This is a genomic window from Desulfovulcanus sp. (genome assembly GCF_982781345.1).
This window is the reverse complement of the sequence record NZ_CEYAEZ010000054.1, coordinates 1-18,433: the sequence shown is the minus strand read 5'-3', so window position 1 is coordinate 18,433 and position 18,433 is coordinate 1. Positions and strand designations below refer to the sequence as shown.

Genomic DNA, 18,433 nt, shown 5'->3' with positions numbered 1-18,433 from the left:
CAGACAGTTTTCGCTGTTTTCCAAAAGCCTCGGATTGTTACAGGAATCGTTGTTGGGTTAATTTTCACGGATTCAGGTAGAAATTAAAACCAAATTTGGATTTTGTATAAATAAAAAATTATATCATTATTAATTTTAGGAGGAAATATGGCCTTAGATGAAAGAATTGTTACTGAAGCTATTATCACTAAATATTTTGACAAGTTCAAAGAATGCCTGGACCTGGATGTGGCTATTGTCGGAGCCGGTCCTTCTGGTATGACTGCTGCCTATAAGCTGGCAGAAAATGGACATAAGGTTGCCATTTTTGAGCGCAAGTTGTCCATTGGCGGTGGCATGTGGGGCGGAGGAATGACTTTTAATTATATCGTGGTTCAGGAAGAAAGTAAAAGAATTTTGGAAGAAGTTGGCCTGACTTTAGAAGAATTCAAGCCAGGTTATTATACTGTGGATGCCGTGGCAGCCACAACTACTTTGGCTTCAAAGGCCTGTCTTGCCGGCGCCAAAGTTTTTAACTGTATGAGTGTCGAAGATGTAGTGGTTAGAGAAGAAAACGGGCAAAAAAGGGTTTGTGGTTTGGTTATAAATTCCAGCCCCGTGGAAATCGCCGGTTTGCACGTAGATCCTCTGGTCATTCATTCCAAGTTTGTAATCGAGGCAACAGGCCATGACACAGAGCTTTTACAGACCTTGCTCAGGAAAAATGATCTCAAGCTTCTCACTCCTTCAGGCAAGATTGAGGGTGAAAAATCCATGTGGGCCGAAGTTGCAGAAACTAACACGGTTAAGAATACTCGAGAAGTTTTCCCAGGTGTATATGTATGTGGAATGGCAGCCAATGCTAGCTTTGGTTCTTACCGTATGGGACCTATCTTTGGTGGTATGCTTCTGTCCGGGGAGAAGGTGGCCAAAGAGATTGATGCCCGTTTAAAAGGCTAAGAGCCAATAAATAGGCTAAAGGGTAAAAAGGTTAAGAGGGTTAAGTTGTTAAAAGTAAGAATGCAACATCGACATACTCTTAACCTTTTTTAGGTAAACTTTAGATCAGACAGGGTGGGTAAACGTGCTTCCTTTTGTAGTTATTGCTGGTCGTCCTAATGTGGGTAAGTCCACTCTTTTTAATCGTCTGATCGGTAAGAATAAGGCCCTGACTCACGATCGTCCCGGTGTTACTCGTGACCGCATCTATGGCGAGGTGCGCAGAGGAGGAACACCATTTGCTCTGGTCGATACGGGCGGTCTTATTCTGGATGCTGATGAGGGGATAGAAAAAGAAATTTTGGCCCAGGCCCAGGAGGCCATTGAGGCTGCCGACTTGGTTTTGTTGGTAGTGGATGGCCGGGAAGGGATAAATCCCCTGGATGAGCAACTGGCTGAAATGCTCAGGCAGAGCAACAAGCCCATCCATCTGGTGGTGAACAAGGTGGATGGGCTAGAAAAAGAAGATGCTCTGGTGCCTGAGTTTTATGAACTAGGATTTGACTTGACCCCGGTATCAGCAGCGCATGGACATAATATTTCCGGGCTTATTGAGGAAATTCGAGCCAAATTGCCTCCAATAGAAAGGGAGCAGGAAGTTCAGGACAAAGCTCCTGGTCTTCGTCTAAGCTTACTTGGCCGCCCCAATGTGGGTAAGTCTTCCATGATTAATGCTTTAGTGGGAGAAAACAGGCTCATTGTCAGTCCCGTGGCCGGCACAACCAGGGACAGTGTTGATGTGACATTGGAAAGGGATGGAAAACTTTATACATTTGTGGACACTGCGGGGGTGCGCAAAAAGAGACGAATTCGGGATAGTTTGGAACAGTTTAGTGTTTTGAGGGCCTTAAGGAGTAGCAAGAGGGCACAGGTGGTGCTTTTGGTTCTGGATGCCCTGGAGGGAGTCCTGGCTCAGGATAAAAAGTTGCTTTCATTTCTGGATCGGGAGAAGACCCCGTTTATTGTGGTCGTAAATAAAATTGATCTTATCCCGCGGTCCAAGATCGCTCAGCTTAAAGAATATTTCAAGCAGGAGCTTAGGTTTTGCAGCCACGCTCCTATAGTGTATACGTCCACAATTTCCAAGGCCGGTCTTGGAAGCCTACTGCCACTGGCCGAAAATCTGTGGGCTGAGTGCCAAAAAAGGGTAACTACCGGACTGTTGAATAGATTAATCAAGGAGGCGACATACAGGCATCAGCCACCTTTGATTAAAGGCAAGCGGGCTAAATTTTATTATCTGACACAGGCCGGGGTATGTCCACCGGAGTTTGTTTTTTTTGTGAATAATAAAGAACTGGTAAAACCCACTTATGTCCGCTACTTGGAACGACAGATAAGAAAGCTTTTTGGTTTGAATATGGCGCCAATAAGGATGTATTTCAGGGATAAGGGGTAAAGGGAGAATCTTTTAGAACGTAGGGTTTAGGTGGATGTGGGTCATGAGAGACAGTTATTTAGTTAGACTCCAGTCGGTTGTTTTCCTTTACCACTTATCCTTACCTATTAATCCATAATCCTTAACTCTAAAAAAATGGAGGTTATATGATTCAAAAGGCCGATAAAATCTGGGTTGATGGCCAGCTAGTTCCTTGGGACGAAGCCAATGTGCATGTACTCACACATACATTGCACTATGGGGTGGCTGTATTTGAGGGTATTCGCTGTTATAAGTGTACTGATGGTTCTTCTGCCGTTTTCCGTCTCAAAGAGCATGTGGATCGTTTTTTTGATTCGGCCAAGGCAGTGGAGATGAATATCCCGTTTACCCGGGAAGAAATTAGTACGGCCATTCTAGAGACCTTAAAAGTGAACAGGCTGGAGCAAGGGTACATTCGTCCTTTGGCTTTCATTGGTGACGGGGCCATGGGAGTGCATCCAGGTGACAATCCTATAAGGGTGATAATTGCCACTTGGCCATGGGGAGCCTACCTGGGAGAGGAAGCTCTGCAAAAAGGCATTCGAATAAGAACCTCCAGTTTTACCAGGCACCATGTCAATGTCATGATGACCAAGGCTAAGGTAGCGGGCAATTATGTTAATTCTGTGCTGGCAAAAATGGAGGCTGTAGCTGACGGTTACGACGAAGCCCTGATGCTGGATGTGGATGGATATGTCTCCGAAGCCACGGGCGAAAATATTTTTATTGTCAAAAAGAGTAAGCTAAAAACTCCGCCTCTTGGTTCTATTCTGGGTGGAATTACCAGGGATACTTTAATCACTCTGGCCAGGGACATGGGTTATGAAGTTGTTGAACAAAGATTTACCCGTGATGAGCTTTATGCTGCCGATGAGGCCTTTTTCTGTGGCACAGCTGCAGAAGTGACACCTATTCGGGAAGTGGATCGCCGTGTGATAGGAGCTGGCAAGGCCGGTCCGGTGACTATGCTCTTGCAGAACGAATACTTTAAGATTGTTCATGGTGAAAATCTCAAATACGCTGGTTGGTTAACTTCTTATGAGCTTTAGATAAATGTCCAAGGTCAGTCTGACTGCTAAATACAGGCCCCAGACCTTCGCCCAGGTTGTAGGTCAAGACTTTATCAAGTCTATTTTGTCCCGTGCTTCCGCTGAGAGTAAAGTTGCTCCGGCATATTTGTTCAGCGGTACTAGGGGAGTTGGGAAAACTACTGTTGCGCGCATTTTTGCCAAGGCGATAAATTGTGAAGAGGGTCCGGGGCCTGAGCCATGTAATAAGTGTAGCCATTGTGTCCAGATTACAAAGGGAGTGGCAACTGATGTGCTGGAAATAGATGGAGCTTCCTATAATAGAGTTGACGACGTGCGCAAACTCAGGGAAGAAGTGCCATTTCCTCCCCTTAGTTGCCGGTATAAAGTGGTCATTATTGACGAAGCCCATATGCTTTCCAAGTCGGCCTTTAATGCCCTGCTCAAGACCTTGGAAGAGCCTCCCAAACATTGCGTATTTATCATGGCTACTACAGAGCCGGAGAAGTTTCCCATCACCATTATCAGCCGTTGTCAACACTATGTCTTTAAAAGGATTCCTCAAAATGAGCTCACCAGTCATCTACAATCGGTTCTTGAGGCAGAAGGTGTAGAATATGAGCCTTACGCCATAAGTCTTATTGCTCGTCGAGGCGGGGGAAGTGTGCGTGATAGTATGTCCTTGCTGGCCCAGGTCTTGGCCTTAGGAGAAAAAAAGCTCACGACCAAGGATGTGAGAAAGGTCCTTGGATTGGCAGGTCAAGAGACTTTTTTTCAGGTCATTGAAGCCATTTATAATCAGGATTTGATACACCTGCACCAGATTGTTGAAGATCTGCAAAATCAGGGCCTGGACATAGGCTTTTTTTTGCGAGAGCTTGCTTTGTGTTGGCGGAACCTATTTTTATTGGCTAAAGGTGGACAGCAGGCCAAAAATATTATTGATCTTCCAGAAGAAGAGTTGGATGCGTGGATTGAGTGGGCGCAAAAGTTTCCTTTGTCCAGAATCCATGCCAGTTGGCAGATGGTTTTGGAAGGACAAAAGAATGTACTTAAAAGCCTGGAGCCAGGGCTTGCCCTTGAGCTTTTACTTTTAAACTTGGCTTACTTGCCGGATCTCTTGCCGATTGCCAAAGCACAGGGAGATTCTTGGAAATCGGATTCGAAATCCAATACTTCAGTCCGGCCAGGGCCTATTCAGGCCTCGGCTGCCTTGGGGAAAAAAGTGCAGGAGGAGCCTGCATCATCAGTAGGGACAGAAAAAAAAACTCCAAAGTTTAAAAGCGAGAAAAAAGGCTACGTAAGTTCTAAAATTTCTGGCAAGTTAACTTCTTTCCCTGAAAATAATAGGCCAAAGGTTTCTGAATTAAAAGAGAGGGTGAGACAACATCCTGTGGTGCAGAAAGTTCTGGATGAGTTTAATGCTCGAATTGTTGATATAAGATTTCGTGAACGTTAGGTTAATTGGTTGAATAGTTGAATGGGGAAAAAGTAAAAAGAATAGGGTTAATTTTTATCTTTAAGCCTTACACTTTAAAACCCCATACTGAGGAGGAAAATAATGAATGATTTGATCCGACAGGCTCAGATGATGCAGAAAAAGATGATGAAGATGCAGGAAGAGCTATCTAAGAAAGTTGTAGAAGCTTCTGCTGGAGGAGGCATGGTCACAGTCAAGGCGACTGGCGGTCAGGAAATCGTAGAAATCAAGATTGATCCCAGTGTAGTCGATCCGGATGATGTGGAGATGCTCCAGGACCTGGTGTTGGCTGCTACCAATGAGGCCTTGAAAACAGCCCGGGACATGGTTCAGTCAGAGATGTCCCAGCTTACCGGGGGGTTAAAGATTCCAGGACTATTTTAAGGGGGAAAAGGTGACTAGCCTACCTAAGCCACTGCAACTTGTTGTGGAACAACTATCTGCCTTGCCCGGGGTGGGCCCCAAAAGCGCCTTACGTATGGCCATGACAATATTGGCTTGGCCCAAGGACAAGGCCCAAAATTTGGGGCAATCTATTTATAATTTAAGGGATGCCCTGTGTATCTGCTCTAAGTGCGCAAGTCTTTCGGATACAGATCCGTGTAAGATTTGTGCCGATCCTTTGCGCGAGGATGAAAGATTATGTCTTGTGGCTGAGTGGGATTCGGTTCTGGTCCTGGAAGAAGCCGGTTTTTTTAAAGGCAAGTACTTGGTTTTGGGAGGCCTTTTATCTCCCTTGGATGGAGTAGATGCACATAATCTTGAGTTAGAAAAGTTGAGAGCAAGACTTGCCGAGGGGGTGGTTGAGGAAGTTATTCTGGCTTTGGGAACAACTATGGAGGCAGAAGCAACCGCATCGTATGTCAAGAATATGGTCCAGAAAGAGTTTCCCAAGGTGGAGGTTACCAGGTTGGCCCAGGGAATTCCTCTGGGAGCTGAACTAAAATACATTGACAAAGAAACCTTGCGTCAATCTCTGCATTGGCGCCAGAGTTTTTGATACGTAAATGAGATGACATGTAACCTCAATAATAATTAACAACAATAGATAAGATAAACTCAACAAATGCATACACAGGAGGAGGTTATGATTGAGACAAGAATCCATGGACGCGGCGGACAGGGAGGAGTGACTTCTGCTGAACTTTTGGCGAAGGGTGCCATTGATAAGGGTAAATTTGCCCAGGCTTTTCCCAGTTTTGGCCCTGAACGGAGAGGAGCTCCTGTGCAGGCCTTTGTCCGTGTTTCTGATGAGAGAATAAAGCTCAGGGAAAAGATTTACGAGCCTAATATTGTCCTGGTTTTGGACCCGAGCTTACTAGATATAGGTAATGTCGCCGAGGGGCTAAAGAGTGACGGCTTGGTTGTAGTCAATTCATCAGAATCAGCCCAGGCAATTAAGGACAAATATGGATTTCCAAAAGTAGCTCAAGTGGATGCAACCAAGATAGCCCTGGAAGAACTTGGTGTGCCCATCACCAACACGACCATGCTTGGTGCATTGCTTAAAGCAGCAGGCATATTGGACGTTAAAGATTTACAGGGAGTAATTGAAGAAAGATTTGGGCCGAAACTTGGGCCAAAGAATTTTGCTGCCTTGGAAAGGGCGTATAAAGAAACAGCAATAGCTTAAGTCTTAAGTGCAACTAATGACTTTTTTGTGGCCACCTGTTATTGTGGTCAACCATGTTGTTATCAAGGGTATGAAAAAAGCCGGCCTTAAAAAAGCCGGCTTTTAATTGATTCCTAAAAAACATCATGAACTCTCTATGCACTGGTTTGTCACGCTTTCTTTATACCCTCTAGAAGTTCTTCAATAAGGTCTTTTACCTTAACGATCTTTTCAGACCGATAGGTATTGCTGCCAGCAAAGGCAAAGCCTTCATCTAATTTACCTTGTTGGGCATTGATTAAGGCTAAAGAAATACAATAAGGTGACTTCTTGGGTTTACATGTTTTTATACAGTGATGAGGACATTTAAAAGGTACCTTTTCTCCCCGTTCGACTGCCTCTAAAAACTTATTTTTAACTGCCCGTCCGGGAAGTCCAACCGGACTTTTGATAAAAACGATGTCTTCTTTTTTTGCTCTAAGATGTTCCTTTTTAAATCCTTCCGAGGCATCACATTCTTCGGTAACAACAAAACGTGTTGCCATTTGTACCCCGCTTGCCCCTAGGTTTAGAAATCGGGCGATATCTTCACCAGAATAAACTCCTCCTGCAACAATTAATGGGATAGGTTTGCCCGCCTTTTGAGCATAGGGAGCTATGGCCTGAAGAGTCTCTAATACCAGCTGTTCGAGTTTGTATTTTTTGTTGGTCAGCTCTTCTAAAGAAAAACCGAGGTGTCCACCTGCTTTTGGTCCTTCTAAGACAAAAGCGTCAGGGAGATAATTATAACTTCGAAGCCATTTTTTGCATAAAATATCAGCGGCCCGAGCTGAAGAAATGATAGGAACTAGAGCGGTTTTGTTTCCTGGATACTTCTCTTTGAGTTTTGGTAAATTAAGTGGGAGTCCAGCTCCGGAGAAAATAATGTCAGCTCCAGCTTCAAAAGAAGCAGTCACCAAATCTTCATAATCGCTCAACGCTACCATGATATTGACGCCAATAATTCCGCCAGGGGCCAGGTTACGCGCCAGTGTGATTTCTTCTTTTAAAGTGCGAATGTTGGCCAACTGGGGATGTTTGTCAAAGTCGGGTGCTAAAAAACCCACGGCTGCAGCTGCTATTACTCCAATCCCCCCCATGTTAGCTACCGCACTGGCTAAAGAATGGAGAGACACCCCTACTCCCATTCCTCCCTGAATTATAGGCACTTCTGCTTCATGAACGCCTATTTTTAACTTTGGAATAAGCATTGTTAATCTCGTTCTCCTTCATCCAAAAATTTCGTTTCTGTTTAAAACAGAAAACTCATTATTATGTTAAAAAAGTAAAAATTTCGAATTTGGCTCAATAATCTTTTTGACCTTATTTAACAAGTCCTAAAAACAGAAAATTAGGGCTCTGTCGTTATCGAAACTAATAGACTGAAATAATTAATTTAACGTCATCAAATATATAGGGATATAACCTACAACTATTTGGTTTGACCTCAGTATCTATTTAACTCTAATGATCCTTCCCCTCACGACACACTGGCTTTTTTCTGCTTCTCAATGGCCTTTTCCAAAGAACTGGCTACTTCCTGAGGGTCAAGGTTTTCGCCGGCTTCATAAAGGGCCAAAGTAACATTGATCTCTCTTTGAATTAAGGGCTGATTGATGTTGAAATAGGATTTCCACATCTTAACCGCATCTTTTAAATTTCCTTCTCGGGCAAAAGAAAGTCCCATATGTAGCACGGTAAAATTGTCTTTGGGCCTTATCTCCAAAACCCTATGCCAAAAATTCCTGGCCGTGCTCATTTCATTAAGACGAAAGTAACAATAACCTGCTTTTTGCAAGGCTTCTAAATGGTTAGGCTCCTTTTCAAGATACTGCGTGTAAAGTTTGGCTGCACGGACATAATCACACTGCTTCAAAGCCTGATCAGCCTCGATCAGTTCCGGGCTAAGCCCTGAAGCTTGTTCTTCTTCCAGATGCTCAAACTTTATCCGTTTTATAACTCCTCGTAAAAAACCTCGACGAGAAACTTTTTTTTGCTTGCCGGTGGCCATAGTGTTGTTTGATTGGTTTTGTTAAGTGGTTGAGTGAGTTATTTGTTGAGTTTGTGAGTAGGCTGGTTAAACCGAACCCAACTCCTAACCCGGAAAACAAAAGTAGTTTAAGACATAATTAAAACTTATATATCCTGCGCCAATCTGTACAGGGCATTGACCACGGCAGCGGCTACAGGACTTCCACCTTTAGGTCCTTCATTAGTAATATAAATCAGGTCGCTGTCCATGAGTGCTCGTTTAGACTGGGCCGCACCCACGAAACCTACGGGTAAAGCTACTACCAAAGCCGGCTGAGGCCCGCCTTTAGCGCAGATATCCAGAAGTTTCCACAGTGCTGTTGGGGCATTGCCAATGACTACCAGTGCCCCGTCTAAATTAGGGAGCAACTTTTCAAAGGCCAAGGCAGCCCGGGTTGTATTTTCTTTTCTGGCCCTGGCTAACACATCAGGTTCACCTATGGCACAATAAACATTGTTCAATCTGGTCAGAGCAGTTCTGACCATCTGGACATCACAGATAATCTTTCTTTGTTCTCTTATACAACTAATGCCCTGTTCAATGGCCAGAGGGTGGAATTTCAGTGAATGGACAAATGAGAAATCAGCACTGGCATGAACCACACGGGCGGTAACTTGTTTTTGCTCTTTGTCTAAGTGCGACCATATACCTTGGTTTAGAATAAAATCCAAGCTTTTCTGCTCAATATTTTCTCCCGAAAAAAACTTATCTTCCTCTGTATAAGGCCAAATTCGTTCATAAATAATTTCCTCAACCTGGGGTTCATTTTCTAAAGTGGCCAAAAGCCTAAATTCTACTCCGGGATATTTTTGCCTTAAATTTTGCAGCATAGCCGGAATATCTTTTTCCACGTGGTTGCCGTTATATAAGAAATAGGGAAAAATTATTATTTCTCTACAACCCTGTTCAATGAGTTCCCTGGTTTTTTCCTCAAGTGTGGGCTGACCCAGAGAAAAAAAAGCTGGTTCCACAGGGGCCTTGTCTATGCGCCGGGCTATTCTTCTAACCATGCGAGTAAAGCTATTGCTCACAGCCCCGCGCCTGCTTCCGTGCCCCAAGATGATAATTCCTTTTGTCATTAACATTCCTTTATTTTTTGTACAAAATATTTGGCAACCTCGGGTTTATGCCCGAAATACAGGTGCACATAACTGGCTAAAATATTTTTTGTATAGATTCCCAATGTGGAAAGCTTTTGTCCGGCGGCATTTTTTACAGCAAATACATTAATCCAGCGAGAGTTGCCATGAGCAGACTCAATCTCTGAATAATGGAATTCGTGTCCACGAAGGACCAAGTCTTTTTTTCCCAGGAAGGTATCTTTTAAAAATTTTATTTCCACATACCCCAGCCTTTTTCTTTTCCGGAGCATTCTGGCATTGAAGGGAATAAGCCCAAGCATAGGATATGTTTTATTGTCCACGGTCTCTATTTGCTGGCATAAATACATAAGTCCGCCGCATTCAGCATAAATTTTGCCGCCCAAGGCAGCATAAGTACGGATACTTTCTACCATGCTTTGGTTTTGAGCCAGTTCTTTCGCCCAAAGTTCTGGATAGCCTCCGCCCAGATAAATAGCATCTAAATTGGGAGGCAACTGGTCATCCTTAAGCGGAGAAAAAAATACGAGCTGTGCACCAGCCTTTTCTAATATGTCCAGGTTCGCCTGATAGTAAAAATTGAATGCATCATCCAGGGCTATACCTAAGCGTACTTTTTTTGGAGGACTGATTATATTCTTTGCTGTTCCGGGAAGCGTTTGATGATGAGTCTTGCGGTCATAACCAGCCAGGCGCAAAATTTCATCTAGCTGAAGAAACTCTCTTGCTGCCTGGACCCAATTTTCAATTTCATCCTTATCCATCTGGCTGGCACCCAAGCTAGATAGCCCTAAGTGTCTGGATTGAAGTGTGGGTAGGCTTTCTTTGGGAATGGCCCCCATCAAAGGCGGCAGGTGAGCGCTTTTTAATGCGTTTTCCAATATTTTTTTATGTCTTTCGGAATTACAGCCATTGGCAATGATCCCACAGATGTTCTGTCCAGCTTGCTCAAAACTACAAAATCCTTTGACCAGTGCGGCAAAACTTCTGGCCATGGCTTTTGCCTGACAAACGAGGATAACCGGGGAATTCAGTACTTGGGCCACATGAGCAGTAGATGCAAAAGACGAATCCGCCATGCAACCGTCATAATAGCCCATCACACCTTCAATCAGGGCCACCCCACGTCTCTGTGCAACGAGCTGCTCTATATGCGTCTTATCGCTCATCCACAAATCCAAGTTGTAACAGGACCTATCACTGAGCTTGGTCAGATACATGGGATCCAGATAATCCGGCCCAACTTTAAAGGGGCTGACAGCAACTCCCATGGCTCTAAAACCAGCAGCTAAGGCCAGGCAGATAGAAGTTTTGCCAGCTCCGCTGTTTGTTCCAGCAATGACTATCATAATTTAATTGTGAGTTTTGAGTAATGAAGTTCAAGAAGATTACTATTCTTTTCCGAGCTCCACAACCCAAATTTTCTTTGTCCGGGCGTTTTCTTCATAACTCAAAAACTTGCCTTTAAGACCCTGTGGCCAAACCCCATTTTGGCTACCAGATTAGAAATCAGAATTGAAAAAAATATGAAAAGTTGCCCTCTTAAGTAAGGTTGGGCCACAGACTCTTAAAACGTTTTAAATTATAACCAGACAAAAAAATAGTATTTAGTAACACTTTTAGTAAAAAACATTCAAAAAAATACCGCTGTTTTTGCTTAAAAAAAGTGCCTAAATTTCAAAACCTCGGTTGCGATCTGTTTATAAACATGTCATTATAAATAAAAATGATTAGCGGGAATATTCATTGGGTTTTTTAATCGGAGCTGTTAATTTATTATGGAAAGCCTCTGCATGCTTAGAGGAAAAACTATTGGATATAACAGATAATTTCCTAAGGAGGAGTTTATGGCAGAAGCAGCACTGAAGTTAGACGCAGAGCCTAAAACCACCTTTATGGACAAGGTCAAAGAGATCCTGCCTGAACAAGGGCATCTGAATCTTTGCCTTACCTGTGGTGCCTGCTCTGCTGGTTGTCCAGCCAGTGGCCTTGAGGGAATGGACCCCAGAAAATTTTTACGCATGGCTGCCTTAGGGCTTGATGAAGAAGTCACCTCCACCCCATGGGTATGGATGTGCACCATGTGTCGCCGTTGTGTTCACGCCTGTCCCATGAACATTGATATCCCCCAGTTGGTCTTTTACGGACGCCAAAGCTGGCCCAGAGAAAAGAGGCCCAAAGGGATTATTGGTTCCTGCGATCAGGGCCTGGCAACAGAAGGCAACAGTGCCATGGGCGCTCGTTCTGAGGACTTTAAATTTGTTGTCGAAGACGTTTTAGAAGAAGTCCGCGAGGAGCAAAAAGGGTTTGAGAATTTGCAAGCACCCATTAACAAAAAAGGAGCTACTTTTTTTCTCAATCAGAATTCCAGAGAGCCAGTGACCGAACCTGATGAAATGGTCCCATTGTGGAAAATTTTGCATATTGTAGGCGCTGACTGGACTTATAGCACAAAGGGTTGGGCTGCTGAGAACTACTGTTTGTTTGCTGCCGATGAAGAAGCCTGGGAAAAGATTGTGCGCAATAAAGTTGAAGCTGTGGAGGAGCTGGGTTGTAAAATCTGGCTCAATACGGAGTGAGGACACGAATTCTTTGCAGTCCGGGCCGGATTGCAGAAATTCAACATCAAAGCTAATTTTGAACTTGACAGCATTATTCGCTGGTATGCCATCTGGATCAGAGAAGGCAAGCTTCCGGTTAATTCCGACTGGAACAAAGACTTGAAGATCAAGTTTACTGTTCAGGATCCCTGCCAGTTAGTACGTAAGTCTTTGGGAGACCCCATTGCCGAGGATTTGCGTTTTGTAGTTAAGTCAGTTGTTGGGGAAGAAAACTTTGTGGAAATGTATCCTAACAAATCCAACAACTTCTGCTGTGGTGGCGGTGGTGGCTATCTGCAATCAGGTTTCCCAGAACAACGTAGGAAATATGGCAAGGTTAAATTCGATCAAATTAAGGCTACCGGGGCCCAGTATTGTATTACTCCATGCCACAACTGTCATTCTCAGATTCATGATCTGAGCGAATACTACAATGGTGGCTGGCATAGCGTGCACTTGTGGACATTGATCTGTCTCTCCTTGGGCATACTCGGTCCCAACGAAAGAGAATACTTAGGTCCCGATCTGAAGGAAGTCGGCCTGTAAATATTCGGTTACCATAAAAGCAAAGTAAAACCCCGCCTTAAGGCGGGGTTTTTTTATGGACACACCGGATAAATCAGATTAAAAAAGATCCTTGTGTCTTGCCTCAAAATATCTACATCCTTCAGCCTTTATGTCCTTTTGCTTATGGGCCTTAGCCTGATCAGTATCTTGGGAGCCATCTATCTCGGCCCCTTGTCCATACCATGGTCTAAAGTATCTGCCTGTCTCTGGCACGTGGGAGTACAAAATTCTGTTGCCCCACGAGAACTGTGCGACCCGAACCTTTCGCTGATTATTTGGCATCTACGTATGCCTCGGGCTATTTTGGCCTTTCTTGTCGGTTCCAGTTTGGCTCTCTCCGGCGCAGTCTTTCAGGGTCTTCTGCAAAATCACTTGGCTGATCCTTTTACCATAGGCGTATCCACTGGCTCTGCTTTTGGAGCCAGCCTAGCCATTTTTTTTGGGTTGACCTCACTTTTTGGGCCGGTGACTCTGCCCATTTTTGCCTTATGCGGGGCCGGGCTTGCTCTGACCATAGTTCTTGGTCTGGGCTACAGGGGAGGTAAACTTAGCAAAGAATCCTTGGTACTGGCCGGAATAGTGGTAGCTACATTTTTATCTGCTTTAATTTCTCTGCTAAAATCTCTGGATGAAGAATCCGTAGCCGGTATAGTTTTCTGGATAATGGGCAGCTTTCAAGGCCGCTCCTGGGAACATGTATCCATTTTCCTCCCTTACTATATCCCGGCCTGCCTCATTATTCTCTTCTGGGCCAGGGAATTGGATATATTAAGTCTTGGCGACGTCCATGCCAAGACGTTAGGACTTAATCCCAGTAGAGTCAGGCTTTTTCTGCTCGCTGGAGCGAGCCTCCTTACTGGGGCGGCTGTATCAGTATCCGGTGTGATTGGTTTTGTGGGGCTGATCATTCCACATTTAATCCGGTTGTCCATAGGCAGCAACCATAAAAAACTACTTCCACTGTCAGCTCTTTTGGGTGGCAACTTAATGATCTGGGCAGATATTCTGGCCAGAACTATCTTATCAGGTGGAGAGGAATTGCCAGTAGGTGTACTCACTGCTCTACTTGGGGGGCCCTTTTTTTGTCTGCTATTAGTTAAAAAGTTTAGGGCATAGAAAGTAGAAAGTTATGTAGACATTAAAAATGATTGAAGTCAAAAATCTTAGTCTAGCCTATGGCAAGCACCGGGCCCTGCAGGATATAAGTTTCAAGATAAAACAGGGCCAGATGGTGGGCATTTTGGGCCCCAACGGGAGTGGCAAGTCCACTTTGCTTTCGTGTCTATGCGGGCTTTTAACTCCACAACATGGTCAGGTACTTATTAAGGACCAGAAAATAGATGCTTTTAAGTCAAAAGATCTCGCCAAAATTTTAACCATATTACCCCAAGATAATCATCCACCACTGAGTATGTCCTGCTTCGATCTGGTCCTTACGGGCAGGTATCCATATCTTGGTCTTCTGGGTACATATAGTTTTGAAGATAGACAGAAAGCAGACCAGGCCATGCAGAATACAAAAACTTTTTCATTCAAACTAAGAATGACTGCAGAAGTCTCAGGAGGCGAGCTGCAACGTATCCTCCTGGCCAAGACCATTGTCCAGGAAACAGAAATCATTTTTCTGGACGAGGCCACAGCAAACTTGGATATCGCCCATAAAATAGAAGTGTTTAAGCTTCTTAAAAAATTGCAAGCCAGTGGCAAGACCATAGTCGTGGCTATCCATGATTTAAACCTGGCCGCGCTTTTCTGTCCACACCTGATTTTTTTGAAAGAGGGTCGGCTTAAATTTTATGGTCCGACAAAAGAAGTTTTTAACCAAACTAATCTGGAGCAAGTTTATGCTACGCCTACGTCCATTTTCAGACACCCGCAAACTGGTGCACCGCAAGCTTTTTTCCATCTTCCTTAGCCTATTTTTTGGGGCCACTCCTGCTTTTTCCGCTACTGTTATCGATGATTTGGGCCAAACAATCCATCTTTCGAAGACTCCCCAAAAAATAGTTACCCTTTATGGAGCCTTAACCGATATCCTTTTGGAACTGGGACTTGGCTCAAAAATCGTGGCTTGTACAAAAGAAGATAAAAATCTTGAACCATTAAAAAATAAGCCTGCCATTGGCACGCACATACGCCCCAATATAGAGCTTATTGTTAGTCTCAAGCCAGACCTGGTCTTGCAAATGGGCACTCGCAAACACAGCCTTATGCCGGTACACAGGCTCCAAAAATTGTCCATTCCTGTAGCTGTGTTCAATGTGCAGAATTTTAATGAGCTTTTTGTGACCATTGACAAAATTGGCAAGCTTTGTGGGGTGGAGACTAACGCCCTCCACCTGATTTCCAAGTTGCAAAATAGACTTAAAAAGGTGGCTGACTTGCGGCCTAAAAACTTTAGGCCCCCCACGGTTTTTTTTGAAGTCCGCTACCCCAATTTACTTACTGTGGGTAAACGGTCCATTGTTACGGAGATCATCGCAAAAGCCGGCGGGATAAATCCGGTGAGAAAAGATAAAAAGCTAGTCAGGATAAGCGAGGAAATGCTTATCGTCCTTAACCCGGACATCTATATTGTCCAAAGAGGGCCGATGAATAAAGACCCTTTACCCTTAAATAATAGACCCTTATTTCGTAATCTAAAAGCTGTTAAAAAGGAAAATATCTTATATGTAGATGAAAAAAAGTATTCCCGGCCTGGACCTAAAGCTGTGCAGGCTGTAGAGGAACTGAGCCGGTTTATCAGGAAATTTGTCACAAAGAAGAGTGAAAGTGCAGGTGGAAGTGATTGAGCAATAGTTCAAATCACTAGGAGAAGACCAACTTGTCCTAGTGTTTTTGGGTCCACTTGAAAGATGAAGGCGTATTAGTACTCGTCGACGTCGGTTCAGCTGAAAGTCGTTCTTGGCGTCATTCTGAGCCCCTCTAGAAGAGGGAAGCAATTTGCGGGAAAAATTCTCTACACATCACACGATATTCTCTGCTGTGTTCAGAATAACATAATCGAGTATTCAAAGTAACACTAAGTGGGTATCAAAAATTAAAACTAAACCGTGACAAACAAGGGTAGTTGAATAATTTATCTATTGTTGTTGCTCATGTGCGTGTTCGTGAGCCGGAATTACCTCTCCTGTAACAGGATCGTGTTCATGATCGTGTTCGTGAGGGTGTGAGTGGACCAAATCCCCATGCTTATGCTCGTGCTCATGCACGAATTTTGCGTATTTGGACTCTTTTTGAGAGCCGCAACCACATCCTTTACACATTTTGACCTCCAAATATACTAATTATTTCTTATATAACCCACCCTCGACTAAATAGCAAACAAAAATTTTTAACCCCAAGAGCGTGTTATCCCGAGCGGATTCTGCCACCTTTTTCAGAATAGCTCTACAGCCTTGTGAAGAATCTTAAGCCAAGAAGAAGCAGGTTCATTTGTAAGCGAGCAAGGTATGTTCGCGAAAAGGCTGTCAGTTGTCTGTCCCCGCTTTTGTGTGCGCAATTGCAAGTTTTTCATTTTCTGTTTTTTGCAGAGGTTTTGCTGTGTTTTTTTGGTAGTTTTTTTACAAAAAGAGCAAAAAATGTATTATTTTTTACAATATTGTAATTTTTAATTTTACAAAAGAGGAATACAGTTTTGTAATATATTGTTTTCTTTGAGAGAATACAAAATTGTATGTTCCTTGCAGATAATTACAACTTTGAAAAAATATCGAAGAGGGTGTGTTAATCAAACAAGCTTTTATATTTTATTTATAGGAGGTAAAAAAATGAATAGTGCTGACACCGCTTTTATCATGGTCTCTGCTGCGCTGGTATTACTCATGACTCCAGGCCTGGCCCTCTTTTACGGGGGGATGGTGCGGAAAAAGAACGTTTTGGGAACTATTATGCAAAGTTTCATCATGATAGCCCTGATCAGTTTTGAATGGGTTTATCTCGGCTACACAATGTCTTTTGGCCCAGATGTTAGTGGTCTGATAGGAAACTTGTCCTGGTTTGGCTTGAACGGGGTAGGTCTCGAGCCTAATCCTGATTACGCGCCTACGATTCCACAAATAGTTTTTATGATCTACCAATGCATGTTTGCTGTAATTACTCCAGCTCTTATTACTGGCGCTTTTGCTGAAAGGATGCGCTTTGGGCCTTTTCTTGTTTTTAGTTTGTTGTGGGCAATACTTGTTTATAATCCGGTGTGTCATTGGATTTGGGGGGCTGGCGGTTGGCTAAAAGCAAAAGGTGTCCTTGACTTTGCAGGAGGACTGGTAGTGCATTTGACATGTGGTGCAGCAGCACTGGCTGCCGCCATTACTCTTGGCCCGCGCAAAGGGTATGGTCGGGAAAGTTTCTTCCCGCACAACTTACCTATGACCTTGCTGGGCACAGGGCTTCTCTGGTTTGGTTGGTTTGGCTTTAATGGTGGTAGTGCACTGGCAGCAGATGGTATTGCTGGTACTGCTTTTGTGGCTACTCATCTAGGAGGTATGGCTGGTATGGCCATGTGGGTTTTGATCGAATGGATTCATGCTGGTAAACCAACTACACTAGGTGCTGCCTCCGGGGCTATTGCTGGCCTGGCAACAATTACCCCTGCTGCTGGTTTTGTTGGCCCCAACTCAGCCATAGTCATAGGCTTGCTGGCTGGTGTGTGTTGTTATATGGGGGTTATGGCTAAAAAATATTTTGGCTATGACGACAGTTTGGATGTAGTTGGGATTCATGGGCTTGGCGGACTAGTTGGGACTTTATGTGTAGGCATATTTGCTTCTAAAGCAGTTAATCCCGGGGGTGCAGACGGACTTTTGAGCGGTAATGTTGCGCTACTTGGAACTCAATTTTTGGGTGTAGTAGTTGTGGGGGCGTATGCTCTTGTTGTAAGCTGGATTTTATTGAAAGTTGTTGATGCAGTCTTTGGCCTGCGTGTCTCTTCAGAAGATGAAGTAATGGGTATTGACATTAGTGAACATAGTGAAACTGCATATAATTAAAGGGCGCAAGGTAAAAGGCAAAGGTTTTGGATAGAAAAGTTTTTACATCATTGGCTCTTTATCTTATATATTGTTTCTCGTGTTATGTTAAAGTGAATGCTAAAGGAGAATTTTATGAAAAAAATAGAGATTATCACACGTCCTTATAAACTCGACGAGATCAAGGCAAGTCTAACTGAACTAGGAATTAAGGGTATGACCGTCACTGAAGTAAAGGGGTTTGGCAGGCAAAAAGGACATCGGGAAGTCTATCGCGGTGCTGAATATCAAGTGGATTTCTTGCCTAAAGTTAAAATTGAAGTGGTGGTCGACGACAGTTTAGTGGCTGAGGTTGTCCGGACAACTCAGGATGCAGCCCGTACTGGCAAGGTAGGAGATGGTAAAATATTTATCCTGCCGGTAGATGAGGTAATTCGTATCCGTACTGGAGAGCAAGGGAGCGCGGCTATTTAACCGAGAAAAATAGAGCCGAGGGCTGACTAAAAAGAGCCTGTGGCCAAACTTTTTTATCAATTTAATTTCCAAGGTTTATTTTAGTCTTGGTTTCTTTCATGCTGGTACAAAGACTTGGACCCATCTAAAACTTGCT

18 protein-coding genes are annotated in these 18,433 nt (G+C 43.8%); 13 read left to right on the top strand and 5 right to left on the bottom strand.

Features of this window, described 5'->3' with window-relative positions:
- Window positions 1-147: 147 nt before the first annotated feature.
- The 7 genes from AC3WVG_RS08820 (at window position 148) to AC3WVG_RS08790 (ending at window position 6,539) form a co-directional block, all read left to right on the top strand.
- Window positions 148-939: a sulfide-dependent adenosine diphosphate thiazole synthase gene (locus AC3WVG_RS08820; RefSeq protein ID WP_488797770.1), complete on the top strand. Its 792-nt coding sequence runs from the start codon at window positions 148-150 to the stop codon at window positions 937-939.
- A gap of 124 nt (window positions 940-1,063) precedes the next feature.
- Window positions 1,064-2,377: a ribosome biogenesis GTPase Der gene (der, locus tag AC3WVG_RS08815; RefSeq protein WP_488797769.1), complete on the top strand. Its 1,314-nt coding sequence runs from the start codon at window positions 1,064-1,066 to the stop codon at window positions 2,375-2,377.
- 146 nt (window positions 2,378-2,523) lie between these two features.
- Window positions 2,524-3,447 carry a branched-chain amino acid transaminase gene (locus tag AC3WVG_RS08810; protein ID WP_488797768.1) on the top strand — a complete coding sequence of 308 codons (924 nt, stop codon included), beginning with the start codon at window positions 2,524-2,526 and terminating at the stop codon, window positions 3,445-3,447.
- Window positions 3,448-3,451: 4 nt separating this feature from the next.
- Window positions 3,452-4,885, top strand: coding sequence for a DNA polymerase III subunit gamma/tau (dnaX, locus tag AC3WVG_RS08805; protein WP_488797767.1), 1,434 nt, complete (start codon window positions 3,452-3,454; stop codon window positions 4,883-4,885).
- A gap of 102 nt (window positions 4,886-4,987) precedes the next feature.
- On the top strand, window positions 4,988-5,290 hold the full coding sequence (locus AC3WVG_RS08800; RefSeq protein WP_252380954.1) for a YbaB/EbfC family nucleoid-associated protein: 303 nt from the start codon (window positions 4,988-4,990) through the stop codon (window positions 5,288-5,290).
- A gap of 10 nt (window positions 5,291-5,300) precedes the next feature.
- The gene (gene recR, locus AC3WVG_RS08795; protein WP_488797766.1) at window positions 5,301-5,906 is read left to right on the top strand and encodes a recombination mediator RecR; all 606 of its coding nucleotides are present in this window, start codon (window positions 5,301-5,303) and stop codon (window positions 5,904-5,906) included.
- Window positions 5,907-5,993: 87 nt separating this feature from the next.
- Window positions 5,994-6,539, top strand: a complete 546-nt coding sequence (locus AC3WVG_RS08790; protein WP_488797765.1) for a pyruvate ferredoxin oxidoreductase subunit gamma — start codon at window positions 5,994-5,996, stop codon at window positions 6,537-6,539.
- Window positions 6,540-6,688: 149 nt separating this feature from the next.
- Here AC3WVG_RS08790 and AC3WVG_RS08785 read toward each other — a convergent pair whose 3' ends face one another.
- From AC3WVG_RS08785 to AC3WVG_RS08770, 4 genes are all read right to left on the bottom strand, one after another.
- Entirely contained in the window at window positions 6,689-7,768 is a 1,080-nt protein-coding gene (locus AC3WVG_RS08785; RefSeq protein WP_488797764.1) for an NAD(P)H-dependent flavin oxidoreductase, read from the bottom strand.
- A gap of 269 nt (window positions 7,769-8,037) precedes the next feature.
- Entirely contained in the window at window positions 8,038-8,568 is a 531-nt protein-coding gene (locus AC3WVG_RS08780) for a tetratricopeptide repeat protein (protein WP_488797763.1), read from the bottom strand.
- Between the two features lie 125 nt (window positions 8,569-8,693).
- Window positions 8,694-9,668, bottom strand: a complete 975-nt coding sequence (locus AC3WVG_RS08775) for a precorrin-8X methylmutase (RefSeq protein ID WP_488797762.1) — start codon at window positions 9,666-9,668, stop codon at window positions 8,694-8,696.
- Window positions 9,668-11,038, bottom strand: a complete 1,371-nt coding sequence (locus tag AC3WVG_RS08770; protein ID WP_488797761.1) for a cobyrinic acid a,c-diamide synthase CobB — start codon at window positions 11,036-11,038, stop codon at window positions 9,668-9,670. The genes AC3WVG_RS08775 and AC3WVG_RS08770 overlap by 1 nt, the downstream gene beginning before the upstream one ends.
- A 498-nt stretch (window positions 11,039-11,536) precedes the next feature.
- On the opposite strand from AC3WVG_RS08770, the gene AC3WVG_RS08765 reads away from it, so the two are divergent.
- From AC3WVG_RS08765 to AC3WVG_RS08750, 4 genes are all read left to right on the top strand, one after another.
- The gene (locus tag AC3WVG_RS08765; protein WP_488797760.1) at window positions 11,537-12,835 is read left to right on the top strand and encodes a (Fe-S)-binding protein; all 1,299 of its coding nucleotides are present in this window, start codon (window positions 11,537-11,539) and stop codon (window positions 12,833-12,835) included.
- A gap of 93 nt (window positions 12,836-12,928) precedes the next feature.
- Window positions 12,929-13,972, top strand: a complete 1,044-nt coding sequence (locus AC3WVG_RS08760) for a FecCD family ABC transporter permease (RefSeq protein WP_488797759.1) — start codon at window positions 12,929-12,931, stop codon at window positions 13,970-13,972.
- Between the two features lie 28 nt (window positions 13,973-14,000).
- Entirely contained in the window at window positions 14,001-14,771 is a 771-nt protein-coding gene (locus AC3WVG_RS08755) for an ABC transporter ATP-binding protein (protein WP_488797758.1), read from the top strand.
- Complete coding sequence (locus AC3WVG_RS08750) at window positions 14,701-15,648, top strand: ABC transporter substrate-binding protein (RefSeq protein WP_488797757.1); 948 nt, start codon at window positions 14,701-14,703, stop codon at window positions 15,646-15,648. The genes AC3WVG_RS08755 and AC3WVG_RS08750 overlap by 71 nt, the downstream gene beginning before the upstream one ends.
- Before the next feature lie 291 nt (window positions 15,649-15,939).
- Here the strand turns inward: AC3WVG_RS08750 and AC3WVG_RS08745 are convergent, their stop codons facing one another.
- Window positions 15,940-16,122, bottom strand: a complete 183-nt coding sequence (locus AC3WVG_RS08745; RefSeq protein WP_252380965.1) for a hypothetical protein — start codon at window positions 16,120-16,122, stop codon at window positions 15,940-15,942.
- Between the two features lie 504 nt (window positions 16,123-16,626).
- On the opposite strand from AC3WVG_RS08745, the gene AC3WVG_RS08740 reads away from it, so the two are divergent.
- Together AC3WVG_RS08740 and AC3WVG_RS08735 are read left to right on the top strand one after the other, a co-directional pair.
- On the top strand, window positions 16,627-17,844 hold the full coding sequence (locus AC3WVG_RS08740) for an ammonium transporter (protein WP_488797756.1): 1,218 nt from the start codon (window positions 16,627-16,629) through the stop codon (window positions 17,842-17,844).
- A gap of 114 nt (window positions 17,845-17,958) precedes the next feature.
- The gene (locus AC3WVG_RS08735; RefSeq protein WP_252380967.1) at window positions 17,959-18,297 is read left to right on the top strand and encodes a P-II family nitrogen regulator; all 339 of its coding nucleotides are present in this window, start codon (window positions 17,959-17,961) and stop codon (window positions 18,295-18,297) included.
- The last annotated feature ends 136 nt before the right edge of the window (window positions 18,298-18,433 follow it).